16 protein-coding genes are annotated in these 13,687 nt (G+C 32.6%); 6 read left to right on the forward strand and 10 right to left on the reverse strand.

Annotation, left to right across the window (positions count from 1 at the left end; genetic code table 11):
• Positions 1-4 precede the first annotated feature (4 nt).
• A complete protein-coding gene (gene rsmC / locus H3T54_RS07325; protein WP_110448228.1) occupies positions 5-1,045 on the reverse strand; it encodes a 16S rRNA (guanine(1207)-N(2))-methyltransferase RsmC in 1,041 nt (346 codons plus the stop codon).
• Between the two features lie 86 nt (positions 1,046-1,131).
• Here rsmC and H3T54_RS07330 point away from each other — a divergent pair, with 86 nt between their 5' ends.
• The 6 genes from H3T54_RS07330 to cyaY all read left to right on the forward strand — a co-directional run bounded on the left by H3T54_RS07330 (position 1,132) and on the right by cyaY (position 4,424).
• Positions 1,132-1,533: a DNA polymerase III subunit psi gene (locus tag H3T54_RS07330; protein ID WP_110448229.1), complete on the forward strand. Its 402-nt coding sequence runs from the start codon at positions 1,132-1,134 to the stop codon at positions 1,531-1,533.
• Entirely contained in the window at positions 1,508-1,969 is a 462-nt protein-coding gene (rimI, locus tag H3T54_RS07335; protein WP_110448230.1) for a ribosomal protein S18-alanine N-acetyltransferase, read from the forward strand. The genes H3T54_RS07330 and rimI overlap by 26 nt, the downstream gene beginning before the upstream one ends.
• A 21-nt stretch (positions 1,970-1,990) precedes the next feature.
• A complete protein-coding gene (locus H3T54_RS07340) occupies positions 1,991-2,620 on the forward strand; it encodes a thiamine diphosphokinase (RefSeq protein ID WP_198221779.1) in 630 nt (209 codons plus the stop codon).
• Positions 2,621-2,696: 76 nt separating this feature from the next.
• Entirely contained in the window at positions 2,697-3,494 is a 798-nt protein-coding gene (locus tag H3T54_RS07345) for a hypothetical protein (RefSeq protein ID WP_198221781.1), read from the forward strand.
• Complete coding sequence (locus H3T54_RS07350) at positions 3,495-4,010, forward strand: surface-adhesin E family protein (protein WP_110448233.1); 516 nt, start codon at positions 3,495-3,497, stop codon at positions 4,008-4,010.
• Positions 4,011-4,112: 102 nt separating this feature from the next.
• Positions 4,113-4,424, forward strand: coding sequence for an iron donor protein CyaY (gene cyaY, locus H3T54_RS07355; protein WP_198199271.1), 312 nt, complete (start codon positions 4,113-4,115; stop codon positions 4,422-4,424).
• Positions 4,425-4,491: 67 nt separating this feature from the next.
• On the opposite strand, the gene uvrD is transcribed toward cyaY, so the two are convergent.
• The 9 genes from uvrD to H3T54_RS07400 form a co-directional block, all read right to left on the reverse strand.
• A complete protein-coding gene (gene uvrD, locus H3T54_RS07360) occupies positions 4,492-6,723 on the reverse strand; it encodes a DNA helicase II (RefSeq protein WP_110448234.1) in 2,232 nt (743 codons plus the stop codon).
• Positions 6,724-6,899: 176 nt separating this feature from the next.
• Positions 6,900-7,613 carry a 5-amino-6-(5-phospho-D-ribitylamino)uracil phosphatase YigB gene (yigB, locus tag H3T54_RS07365; RefSeq protein WP_110448235.1) on the reverse strand — a complete coding sequence of 238 codons (714 nt, stop codon included), beginning with the start codon at positions 7,611-7,613 and terminating at the stop codon, positions 6,900-6,902.
• Entirely contained in the window at positions 7,613-8,527 is a 915-nt protein-coding gene (gene xerC / locus H3T54_RS07370) for a tyrosine recombinase XerC (protein ID WP_110448389.1), read from the reverse strand. The genes yigB and xerC overlap by 1 nt, the downstream gene beginning before the upstream one ends.
• An 18-nt stretch (positions 8,528-8,545) precedes the next feature.
• Positions 8,546-9,256 carry a DUF484 family protein gene (locus tag H3T54_RS07375; RefSeq protein ID WP_370527365.1) on the reverse strand — a complete coding sequence of 237 codons (711 nt, stop codon included), beginning with the start codon at positions 9,254-9,256 and terminating at the stop codon, positions 8,546-8,548.
• Between the two features lie 81 nt (positions 9,257-9,337).
• Positions 9,338-10,162, reverse strand: coding sequence for a diaminopimelate epimerase (dapF, locus tag H3T54_RS07380; protein WP_065650897.1), 825 nt, complete (start codon positions 10,160-10,162; stop codon positions 9,338-9,340).
• 116 nt (positions 10,163-10,278) lie between these two features.
• Complete coding sequence (lysA, locus tag H3T54_RS07385; RefSeq protein ID WP_198222026.1) at positions 10,279-11,532, reverse strand: diaminopimelate decarboxylase; 1,254 nt, start codon at positions 11,530-11,532, stop codon at positions 10,279-10,281.
• A 12-nt stretch (positions 11,533-11,544) separates the two neighbouring features.
• Positions 11,545-11,685, reverse strand: coding sequence for a lipoprotein (locus H3T54_RS07390; RefSeq protein WP_110448238.1), 141 nt, complete (start codon positions 11,683-11,685; stop codon positions 11,545-11,547).
• 390 nt (positions 11,686-12,075) lie between these two features.
• Positions 12,076-12,966 (reverse strand): L-ribulose-5-phosphate 3-epimerase, encoded by an 891-nt coding sequence (locus H3T54_RS07395; RefSeq protein WP_110448239.1) that lies wholly within the window; start codon positions 12,964-12,966, stop codon positions 12,076-12,078.
• A gap of 67 nt (positions 12,967-13,033) precedes the next feature.
• Positions 13,034-13,678, reverse strand: a complete 645-nt coding sequence (locus H3T54_RS07400; protein ID WP_086363488.1) for a 3-keto-L-gulonate-6-phosphate decarboxylase UlaD — start codon at positions 13,676-13,678, stop codon at positions 13,034-13,036.
• Positions 13,679-13,687: the final 9 nt, after the last annotated feature.

Genomic DNA, 13,687 nt, shown 5'->3' on the forward strand with positions numbered 1-13,687 from the left:
AGTGTTAATGACTGGCTAAATAAACCTTAAATTTAGTCGTTTGAGCAATAATTTCAACACTTTTAAATGTTTCATCCAAGATCGATTGATATGGTAAAAATGAATTTGCCACAATACAAAGATAGCCATTTAGTTTTAAGTGTTTTTTTGCTTCCTTAATCAACTTGTTAACTGCGGTATAACTTGTTTCTTTGCCATCGTGAAAAGGTGGATTAGAGATGATTAAATGATATTTATCGCTTATATCTGAAAACACATCACTAGCAATAACACTTGCCACAATGTTATTAGCAGCTAAAGTCGCTTTACTTGATTCTAATGCAGCACTACTTACATCAGTTAATGTTAAGCTTATATCTTGATTTAGTTTACTTATGACTGTTGATAATATGCCCGAGCCACAACCAACATCAAGAATATTTCCTTTGATAATATCACTATGATCCATAAGTGCATTTAATAACAGCTCACTTCCTGCATCTAAGGCTTTTTGGCTGAAGACGCCTGGTAAGCTTTTAATTTCGATATCCTGTTTTTCAATCGTTAAGTGATAACTCAACCACCAGTCTTTTACTTCAAAAGCCAAACGACTATCAGCTCGAAAATGATATAAACCACATCGTCTTGCACTATCTATTTTTTGGATAGAACCAAAGTCACTTAACAGCCCTTCCACACTTTTTACCCCTGAACGATTTTCACCAATGATAAAAATATCACTATCTTTAGGCATATTGTTCAATAAATAGGATAACTGAAATTGTGCTTCACTCTTGGTTTTAGGCCAATAATAAATGAGTGTATTTATATCAGTATAAAAAGATGTATCAGGATAGAGCGAAAATATAGTACTATTGGCTCGTTTACTATTTTTAAAGCTTAAAAAAGTATGATATTGGGAACAATGAATCTTAACTATATTGGCTGAAATAACCGCAGGATAATTATCTTGAATATCACCAGCAATAAGGATATTTTTATCATCAAAAAATGACTGATGACGTTCAAGTACTTGGCTAGCTGGAGTAAAAACAGATGTTGCCATAATGCCTCAATGAAAAACCTTTATAAATTGAAGCGAAGATTATACAATTAACTTCCTTTAATCCCTAGTAAAACCGTAATCTGATAATGACACAAACTGATTGGTATCTTAAACAGTGTAATATTACTCAATATGTTTTACGCAATTCAACCGTTTTTCAGGGTGAACTTGCGACTCATATAGACGATAAAATTCGTTTAATTGTTGTTGCTAAACAAAAACCAACACAAAAAATATATTACGATATTTTAAAAGCCATCCGTTTAACAGAAGAACAAGTGTTATTTCTTACCCCTTCGCAATTAATTATTTCGGCGGATGAAGTAAAAATAGTGACATGGTTTATAGATGTGCTTAGCAATGAACCATGGCAAAATAGTTTAACCATTAATACCTGTGATTTAGATTCGCTAGCTAAAGATCCACACCAAAAACGTAAACTTTGGCAGCAGTTATGTGAATATGAAAACAATTTCCATCCTGAATGAACATGATTTAACGGAAGCATATGAGTTAGAACTCATATGCCACCCTATCCCTTGGTCCAAAGAAACTTTTTTTTCAAATCAAGGGGAACGTTATATCAATCTTAAAATAACTGTTGGTAATAAGCTAGTCGGCTTTTGTATTTGCCAACAAGTTGCCGACGAAGCAACTTTATTTAATATTGCTATACATCCTGCATACAGACAACAGGGATTAGCTAAAGCATTATTAAATCATTTAATTGATAACTTAATAGCCATTAGCTCACCGCAGGCTATTTCAACTTTATGGTTGGAAGTTAGAAAATCTAACACGCCAGCAATTGAGTTATATCATTCAATTGGCTTTAACCAAATAACAGTGAGAAAAAATTATTATCCAACAGTTAATGGTCATCAAGAAGATGCAATTATTATGGCTTACACATTAACGCTATAAATTAATTTAATGGGAATAATCATGCAAAAAAAAACAGCACTACTATTTGTCAATGGTGAACCACCAAAAGATATTCCCAGTAATATAAAAGATTATACTTATATTGCCTGTACTGATGGAGCCTATCATAGCTATTTATTTACATCAGCCATTGAACCTGATTTTATTATCGGTGATTTAGATAGCATAGACTCAACTAGGGCAATTCCGTCAAAAACACAAATTATTCATACGCCAGATCAATCTAAACCTGATTTTGAAAAAGCATTATTATTTTTGAATAGTAAAGGTGTTACATCATTTACAATATATGGTGCATCAGGAGGAGCCAGTGATCATTTCTTAGGTAACTTATCTATAGCAATGCAATACTATCATCAGTTCAAAATGATGTTTTATGACAATTATTGCCATTTTTTCTTCTCTGATCATCATCAGATTATCCACCACGTGAAAAATCATATTGTTTCGTTAATGCCATTGTCTACAGTAACTAATTTGACTATAACAGGCTTTGAATATCCTTTAACTGACCAAACATTAGTTCTTGGCGGCTACATTAGTTTGCGTAACAAAGCTATCGATGATAAAGTACAAATCTCTTTTAAAAACGGTGATTTACTAATTTTGATCCAAAATGATTTCAATTAGATTGACATAAATATTTACATTACTTTACAATACTATTACAAACAATTAGCGTGATTTTGGTGAAAGGAACCGCTCTATGATAATAAAAAAACTTACTGTGCTTGCTTGTTCTTCTCTCGTTTCTTGCATGGCTTTTGCGCAGAACGATAGTGTAAGCATTACAGATAAGATAGTAGATAGTTTTCTCGCTTGTGATAACCAATTTTTTAAACAATTGGCTGAAAATAAAAAATTATTCAGCGAATATGTTGATTTAACAACAACAGATAATGTTACTTATATTCCTGTAGAATCAATTTATCAACAAAACAAAGATAAAGTTAATTTCAAAAAACCTCTTAAATACCACGGATTAACAATAACTGGGTATCAAAACATCTATATTCCAACCAATTTATCTGGACAATATTACTATTGGGGCTTTATTTTTGATAATAGCCAAGAAGAAATTACTAATACACTTAATAATTTAAAATGGTTAAAATATAATAACGCTGTTTATATTGCCAATGCCAAAATCTATGATCGCAATGCAAAATCACCGGTATGGCAAGATAATCCCTACTCAATTGATGGTGTTGTACCAAAACTTGGTACCATTGAAAAATCACTTTATCTAGAAGCCTTTACTGATAATCAAAACCGTGTGCTTTGTTCCATCCAAGGTGATATAAAGAAAGACATTCTTTATAAAGATCGTCCAGATATGAAACCACTTGACGACAAAATGGATAAAGAGCGCCAAGAAAAGATCAAAGCTTATAAATTGAAAAAACAACAAGAAAAAGAACAAAAAGAAGCTCAAGAAAAGCAATCTCAACCCCAACAAGATAAACCAATTGAAAATAGCTCAAAAGAGGGAGATAAAATTTAAATGAAAAAATTATGTTTATTTTTAATGCTCTTTTCTTTTACAGCTATCACTCATGCAGAAGAAAAGAAACCACTTACTCAAGATGAATTAGCAGCTCAAGCTAAAGAAGTAGAAGTAATGCTAAGTAATCCTAAAATAGGTGAACAATTTACGCCTCTATCTAAAACTGATGAGGATAACACCATTGGTTATGCCTATCTTGATAAAAAATCCATAAAATTACATCCTTATAACGATAAAATTCGAATTTTTAAGGAAGTTACCAATTACATTCCAGCATTAGTTCAAGATATTGATAATGTAAAAACACCATATCATACAGTAGTTGTTAATCATTATGCTAATTGTGATAAAAAAGAAATTGCTAAAGGTAAAATTGAACTTATCGAGAACTATTTTGCCGAAGGTAAACTAGTAAATACTATTGATATTCCAAATCGTTGGACGAGAGCAGATAAAGGCGATGAAAAGCATAAATTACTCGTTATTGCCTGTTCATTACCATTAAACAATTAATTCGATTTTCATTCGTTTTTACTCTTGCCACCTAGCGGTGGCGGAGTATTTTTTTTTATGTTAATATCAATTTATTAACTGTATAATTTCAATTACATCAATATGAATATCACGCAATTCCATGCCTTAACCGATCAACTTTTTTACCAAATCGAATTATATCTAGATAAATACGCTGACGAACACGATATAGACTTAGATTATGAAACTAATGGCAACGTTATTACCATTAGTTTTCCAAACAATAGTAAAATTATTGTTAATACTCAAGAACCACTTTTTCAAGTTTGGTTAGCAACACAAAAACAAGGTTATCATTTTGATTTAATTAATGAACAATGGATATGTAATCGAACTGATCAACCATTTGAAGAGATATTTGCTTCGTCAGTGCAAGAGCAATCTGAGCAATAATTATAATGATCAAAAAAGGATACTAAGTTAAAAGTTAGTATCCTTTGATTGTTTAGTATTTTATTATTTACATTAAGGTAAGATTTGCCAGTTTCACAACTAGCCATTTAACCCCTTCGTTAACAAAAGCAATTTGCACTCGTCTATGTTCTCCTTCACCATCTAAATTAACAATGGTACCTTCACCAAAACGATTATGCTTAACTTTCCTACCTAATGTGTATCCATCACTTTCTTTTTTCTTCTTAATATATGACTTTTTACGATCTTGATAGAATTGCTCATCTTTAGTGAAAGTATCATCATCATTATTATTAAATGATGTTAAATTAGCTCGGTAACTGATTTCTTGTAAATTATCAACTGGTAATTCTGCTAAAAAACGTGATGGCAAATTACGCTCTTCACGCCCATAAAGCCGCCTTAGTTCAGACAAAGAGAGCGTTAAAAACTTACGTGCTCGGGTAATACCGACATAAGCTAAGCGTCTTTCTTCTTCCATTTTGTCTCGTTCTTGAGAGGAACGTTGTGCCGGAAAAATACCCTCTTCCAATCCAACAATAAAAACATTGTCAAATTCTAATCCTTTTGCTGAATGTAAAGTCATTAATTGCACCGAATCTTGTTGATTTACTACGTCACGGCTTTCAAGAGAGGTAAATGCTAAAAATGATTCTAAAACAGTTAAGGTTTTGCCTGTTTCATTGTCCTGAATTACATTATCTTGGTTAACTCTAAAAAATTGCTCTGCAGATGAAACAAGCTCCTCTAGATTATCCAATCGTGCTTGTCCTTTGATGCCTGGTTCTTGTTCATACATTTGCAATACGCCAGATAATTTAATAATTGCATCTAGTTGTTTATAAAATGGTAATTCATTAACTTCGACATGAATAGATTCCATTAATTCTAAAAAACGACTAATACCTGAACGTTGCCTTTCAGTTAAAGCATTTTTTTGGATCAGCATTAAACATGCATTCCATAACGAAATATTATTTTGCTTAGCACATAATCTAACTTTGTCTAAAGTGACATTACCTATTCCACGAGTTGGAGTATTTACCGTAGTTTCAAATGCCATATCATTATCATGGTCATGCAATAATCGGAGATAGGCTAAAGCTAATTTAACCTCTTGCCTTTCATAGAATCTTATCGAACCATAAATTTGGTAAGGTACGCCAGCTTGTAATAAAGTATCTTCAAAAATACGTGATTGCACATTATTACGATATAAAATGGCACAGCTAGCATAATTATGACCATCGTCATGATATTTTTTTATTTGTCCTACAACAAACCTTGCTTCATCAATATCGTTGAAACCGACATATAGTGAAATTTTTTCTCCGTCACCACTGTCGGTCCATAAATTTTTACCTAACCGATTTTGGTTGTTAGCAATCAATTTATTTGCAGTATCTAAAATAATGCCTGTCGATCGATAGTTTTGCTCTAGGCGAATAATTTCAGTTTCTGGATAATCATTGATAAACATTTGTAAATTATCAGCATTAGCTCCACGCCAACTATAAATTGACTGATCATCATCACCAACAATCATTACATTCGCGGTGTCTCCAGCTAATTTTTTCACCAGCCAATATTGGATTTTATTAGTATCTTGAAATTCATCTATTAATATATTTGAAAAACGATGGCGACAATAATTTAAAACATTTTCATTACGACAAAGCAACTCATATGCTCTCAAAATTAATTCTGAGAAATCAACATACCCAACTCTGTCGCAAATTGCTTGATAATCACGATAAATTGTTTGCCACATTACTTGTTTCGGATCTTCTGGTTTTAGATTATCTGCCCTAAGACCTTTTTCTTTTTGTGTGGAAATAAAATTAGCACACTCTTTTGGTGACCATTGCTTTTCATCAATTTTCAGTTCACGAAAAATTCGTTTAATAAGACGAATCTGATCTTCACTATCAATAAGTTGAAAATTTTCGGGTAATTTAGCTTGTTGAGAAAACATACGCAATAAACGGTGGGTTAAACCATGAAAAGTTCCTACCCACATACCATTTAGGTATCCTTCACCGACTAAAGCTTGTATTCGCTCTTGCATTTCAGCAGCTGCTTTATTGGTAAAGGTGACTGCAAAAATAGAGTTAGGAGAATAATTTTTTTCAACACACAACCAAGCAATTCTATGAACTAATACACGTGTTTTACCACTTCCCGCACCAGCAAGAACAATAGTATATTGACTATCAGTTGTAACAGCATTTTTTTGTTCTGTGTTTAAGTCGGTTAATAACGACTGTTTATTTTCCATTATGTGTTAACCCATCGCAATTATAGCAACCATTAATTAGTATTAATGTTGTAAATGTTTTTAAATTTTTCATTATATTTATAATTATTATAAGTAGGGGTATAAAAGAATAAAGACAGGTATTAAATGCAAAATACATTTAACTTCACTGTCTTTTTATACATATATGAACTGAATTATAACAGATTATCTAATTCTGGCAATTGCGTTATTTCAATATGCGGTAAACATCTAGCATCGGAGAGATGATAAATATCCTGTCCAAAAATATTAATCCAACAAGCTAAAAAACCATTATTAATCGCACCATTGACATCTGTCTCCAAATTATCACCAACGTGCAGAATATAATTATTAGGAATAGCCAATTTTTGCGCGGCTAAAGCAAAAATTTCGGGAAATGGTTTTGAACGACCGTCAGGACCACCTCTTAGCGAAAATTGAAAATAATCGCCTAAACCTATTCTATTTATATCAACATTACCATTAGTAATTACCCCTAATGGATACTTATTGGCTAATTTAGTTAATAACATATGCGTTGATTTAGGAACAACCATTTTATGACGCCAAAAATTAAAACAATCAATAGCTTCATCAATAATCTTGCTATATTGAGATGAAGGGATATTGGTTTTATTTAATAACGATTTAATTGTCTCAACTCGCCAATCAATAACATCATGATATATTTCTGGATTTATAGCGAGCACCAATTTTTTTTCTTGATAGTACAAATCCAATGTCAAATAATGTAATGGCTCATATTGTTGTAAATTTTTTATCACTTCCTCTTCAGCTTTATCTACAATCATACTATTGTCATATAAAGTGTCGTCGAGATCGAATGTGATTGCTTTAATGCAGTTAATTGAACGATAAAAATGCATTATTTTCTTCCTCTTTTAGCTCTCGGATGAGCCGAATCATAAACTTCTGATAAATGTGAAAAATCCAAATGGGTATAAACTTGAGTAGTAGATAAATCGGCATGACCTAATAATTCTTGTACTGCCCGTAAATCACCGCTCGATTCAAGCATATGAGTAGCAAATGAATGACGCAGTTTATGCGGATGAATATGTGAACTTAATCCTTGTTTTATTCCCCATTGTGCAAAGCGTTTTTCAACATTTCGTGGTGAAATTCGCTTACCCAGTTTAGAGATAAAAACAGCATCATCTTGCGGTTTTAAATCATTTCGCATAGTTAACCATTGCTCAATCCATCTAATTGACTCTCGGCCTAAAGGCAATTTCCGCTCTTTATTACCCTTTCCTGTTACCCGGACTTCACCTTCAGTTAAATTTAATTCCCGACAATTGAGACTTACTAATTCAGAAAGGCGTAATCCTGAACCATACATCACCTCCAACATTGCCCTATCACGTACAGAAAGCGGATCACTATACTCAATATCAAGCAGCTGATTGATCTCATCGATATCAATATTTTTTGGAAGATGTTGACCCAATTTAGGGTTTAATACACCACGGGCTGGATTGGCTGAGATCAGATCGTTTTTAACCATCCAATCAAAAAAACTGCGTAATGCAGATAATCTTAATGATAAACTACGAGCTTGTAAGCCGGTTTGTCGACTGCGACTAATAAGTAACCTCACAGCAGATGAATCAATGTCCTGCCATTTAGTAATATCTAAGCCGTCAGTTAAATCAATAAGCGCATAAAGTTGACGACGATAGTTAATTTGAGTATTAAGACTAAGTTGTTTTTCAGATTTTAAATAATTTAAAAAATGATCTACAGGCTCGGTTAAAAAAGAAGAAAGATTAGAATTCATTTTAACCATCATATTTCCTTACTTTTTGCGCATGATCCATTTTTCAACAAGAATTGGCAATATTTCACCGATTTTTTCTAACAATAAGGTACCTTGTCCTGTCTGATAATGCTGTGGATCTGCACTCGTAAACATTAACAAACCAAGATCGCCAAATTGCCCTAACAATGATAAAGCCACAGAGCCAACGTAACCATGTTTAGGTAATAGAAAATCTAATTCAGTTGTATTTAATGAACCTAAATAAAATTGGCTATACTGTAAATGTCTTACACGAATAAAATCAAACTGCGATGAATTTAAAGCTAAGTAATGATAGTTGGATGGTGCACTAAGTAACCATTTGTCATCAAATAAATATAAATAGGCACCATTAAGTCCTAAATCTTTAGCCCAAACTTTTAAAGAATCTAATAATTCGTTTATATCTTTTGCTTTAATTAATTGAAACTGCAATTTTATTAGCTGATTAAAAAGCAATTCATTAGCACTTGCGTGCTCCATCAGCATCGTGATTTCTGACTCAAGTTGACTGATTTTATTACGTTGCCTTGCCATATGCCATTCAGGTAGTGATATCATACCTCTCACTGGGTGTGGTACGCGCATACGCTCAATATGAGTCGCATTTCGAATAAAAAAATCTGGGTTATCAATAATATATTGGCTAACCATTTCATCATTTAATTTAACAAATGATTTTTTTCGTTGCGACGGTTTTGACTTCAATGTTTGTGTTTTTTTTACGACCATAATTTATTTCATTGTCTTTATGTAATCTATTAATAAAATTCATAAAGTCTAGCGTAATTAAATTGCAATATAACCATCATACACATGCGTAGCTGGTCCTGTCATATAAAGCGGCGACTGATTACCTTTCCAATCTATTATTAATTTTCCTCCGGGTAGATTAACATTCACCCGCTGGTTTAATAATCCTTGATTAATGCCAACAGCAACAGCCGCACAAGCTCCTGTTCCACAAGCTTGAGTTTCACCAACGCCTCTCTCATAAACACGTAAATTAATATTATCTCTATCAATAATATGCATAAAACCAATATTCGCTTTTTCAGGAAAGCGTTCATGTTGCTCTAATAACGGACCTAAAGTTAATACTTGAGCGGTTAACACATCTTCAACTTGAATTACACAATGCGGGTTCCCCATAGAAGCGACACCACATAAAACTGTTTGTTCTTGTGCTCGAATAATATAAGTTTTTTCTTCTTTAATGGCTTTGAAAGGAATTTTATTAGGCTCAAAAATTGGTGTTCCCATATTAACCCGAACGGTTTCATCATCATTTACCGTCAAAACAATATTACCTTTCATAGTACTGACTTTTAATACTCTTTTTTTAGTCAATCCTTTCAATCGTACAAAACGAGCAAAGCAACGAGCACCGTTACCACATTGCTCAACCTCTGAACCATCAGCATTAAATATACGGTAATGAAAATCACTTTCAGGAGAATAAGGTGGCTCAACAATAAGTAACTGATCAAACCCAATTCCTGTATATCGATCTGACATACGTTTGATCATTTCACTTGAAAGATGAACATTTTGCGTTACTGCATCAATAACCATAAAATCATTACCCAGTCCATGCATTTTTGAAAAGTTCATCTCTAGTTACCTTTTATTGTAAATCGTCAGTATTTATTACTTTTTCATCATATTGTTTGATTAGATGTATTAATCAAGCAAAAATTAGAAAACATATTTATCAACTTCATAATGAATTATAATACTAATTCACCACGCCATAAATCATCAAAAGTTTCACGCTCTCGAATCAATTTATGCTGATTACTATCTTCAAGCATGACTTCGGCCGGTCGAGGATGACTATTATAATTAGACGCCATACTAAAGCCATAAGCACCTGCACTACAAATAACTAACAGATCATCTTGTTCAACTGAAAGTTCACGTTGATAAGCTAATACATCACTAGATTCGCAAATTGGCCCTACAACATTATAAATCTTTTTGGTATTTGAATCTGTTGATTCTTTAACAGGTAGGACTTGCATCCACGCTTGATAAAGCGCTGGTCGAATCAGATCATTCATTCCGGCATCAACAATCGCAAAATGATTGCCATCTTGATGCTTAGTATATTCAACTTTAGTAATTAATAATCCAGCATTGGCAACGATTGATCTACCTGGTTCGAAAACAATTTCAAGTTCAGGATAATTTTTTAACTTTTCAATTAGTTTTGATACCAGTAATGTCGCTGATGGTGGCTGTTCATCATCATAACAAACACCTAAACCTCCGCCTAAATCAATATGCTTAAGATGAATATTTTCTGCTGCTAGTTGGTCAACTAATGCCAATACACGATCAGCTGCATCAAGAAAAGGCGACAGCTCAGTTAATTGAGAGCCAATATGACAATCAATACCGACTATTTTAATATTATTTAATGATGCTGCTTTACGATAAGTATCTAAAGCTAATTGATAACTTATACCAAATTTGTTTTCACGTAATCCTGTTGAAATATACGGATGTGTTTTTGCATCTACATCCGGATTAATCCGTAAAGAAATGTTCGCTGTTTTCCCTAATTGATGAGCAATATCATTGATACGATATAATTCAGGTTCTGATTCAACATTAAAACATTTAATTCCTACTTCAAGTGCACGTCTAATCTCAACAACAGATTTTGCAACTCCTGAAAATACAATTTTTTTAGGATCAGCACCAGCTTTTAATGCTCTCTCTAATTCACCTTGTGAAACAATATCAAAACCAGCACCAAGTTTAGCTAATAAGTTTAAAACAGATAAATTGCTATTCGCTTTTGCTGCATAACAAATCAAATGCTTCTTATTTTTTAAAGAATCTTGATAAGAAAGAAATTGCTTAGTTATGTGATCAGCAGAATAAACATATAAAGGAGTACCATATTGATTAGCTAAATCGCAAATAGAAACGTTATCCGCCAATAAATAGCCATTTTGGTAATGTAAAAAATCCATCATATTATTCCTTTAAGCTAATTTATTTGTATCATTAGATTCAATAATTGCATTTGACTGATCTGCTGGATGATAAAGAGGTCCTTTTAAACCACAACCTAATAAGGTGAAAATAACTAAAAAAAGAGAAAAGAGTTTTAGAGCGGATTTCATAAAATATTCGCAATTTAATCAGATTTATAATGCAGACTATATTACACGATAGCCATATTCGTGCAAAGATCAAATCTTTAAGTTTTCTAAGCATGATACAAAAAAATTTGCATAATTTTATGCTATTGATAATGAAAAGTTATATAAAAATTTAATATAAATTACAACACTTACATCATAGTATCGCTAAAATTTAGTTCAATTAATCATAATTATTTTATTATTGATAATCAGAGAGTCTAAAAATAAAATTATAATTGCAATTAATAAATCTAAAGCTGCCATAATTGGATTAACTATATATCTTCAAATGATATATAAAGAATATCAATGCTCCATTTCTAAAATTCATGAAACATAGAACATTGATAATTTATGATTAGATAAAAATTAACTAAACAGGACAAATTCGGCATTTTCAGCTATGGTTTTGAGCCGTTTTTGAGCTGTTATAATGTTTTCTCTCCATTTATGATCTTTTGCCCACATTTCAATAACAAGCGGAGCAGTATAATTTATCTGTTTTAGTATTTTAAATATAGCAAGAAAATCAACCTCCCCCTCACCAATAGTTAAATCTCTAAACTGACCAGAATAATTAGCTTTAACCTTATAAGTATCTTTTAGATGTATTTGAACAATGTGCTCTCGACTTAACATAAGCTCTGTACAGACATCATAATTCCAACCAGAAATGTTCCCTACATCTGGGTAAGCCATAAAATAAGGAGAATTGACTTCTTTTTTTAGAATTTCAAACTTACAGAGTGAATTGAGATAACTAGTATCCATGATTTCAACGGCAAGCATTATCCCCATTTTTTCAGCCTGTTTCGCTGACCACTGCATTCCCGCAATAAATCGCTGGTGAGTCTGTAAATTGGCTGGTTCATAATAAACATCATATCCAGCTAATTGAATTACCCTTATTCCTAGTTTATAGGCGAGCATCAGTGCTTTATTCATAATAACTTTGGCTTGCTGACGTACGCTTTTATCGGCAGATCCAAATGGAAATTTACGATGAGCACTTAAACACATAGAATGCAATGGTAGTCCATATTGTTCACATAATCGCTTTAATCGATAAATTTCATCATCTGACCAATCAAGTCTTGCTCTTCGCTGTTCTGATTCATCAATTGATATCTCGATAAAATTAAATCCTAATGTTTTCGCTTCGTGCAGTTTTTCTTGCCAAGTAAGTTCATTAGGTAATGCCTTTTCATAAATACCAATATAATTAGATTGATTGGTCGGATTGATTGCATATTTTGCCATAATAAAACCTAATAATATTTATTTGAACATCAAATATGCAGTCATTTTACTGACTGCATCGCATCTATTACCAATATTTAGCAATTTGCTCTCTTAAAGCTTGAGCAGTTTGCTTACCATTTTCACTAGCAAGAGCTCGACCAGCAATAAAGGCTTTGGTTTTAATTCCTGCAAATAGGTGAATATCTTCAGGAATAATTCCGCCCGTTATGGAAAGTTCAAGACCTAAATCTGACAATTGTCGCATTTTAACCAAATCATCCTTTCCCCAGCCAATACCAGCTAATTCAGCATCACGAGAACGGTGATAAATAGCCTGTTTAATACCTAATTTTCGCCACGCTTTGGCATCATCAAAAGTCCAATGTCCATATAGTTCAATTTGAATTTCACCTTTGAAATCATCTGCCACTTTTTTACATGCTTCAATAGTGGCAATATGTGCTGCTGCTGATACAGTTAACCAATTAGCACCTGCATTAAAAGCCATTTTTGCTAAAATAGCTCCGCCATCAGTGGTTTTCAAATCACACACTAAGATATGATTAGGATACAGTTGCCTTAAACATCTAACACTTTCCATTCCACCACCAAAAGCAAGAATAGTTCCTACTTCTATGATATCTACAAATCCTGATACGTTTTTAGCAACATCAAGAGCTGATTTTAAGTCTGTTTGATCTAAAGCAATTTGTAATTTTGGTAAAGTCATTTTATTTCC

It is taken from the genome of Gilliamella sp. B14384G10 (genome assembly GCF_016101685.1).
GTDB classification, from domain to species: domain Bacteria; phylum Pseudomonadota; class Gammaproteobacteria; order Enterobacterales; family Orbaceae; genus Gilliamella; species Gilliamella apis_A.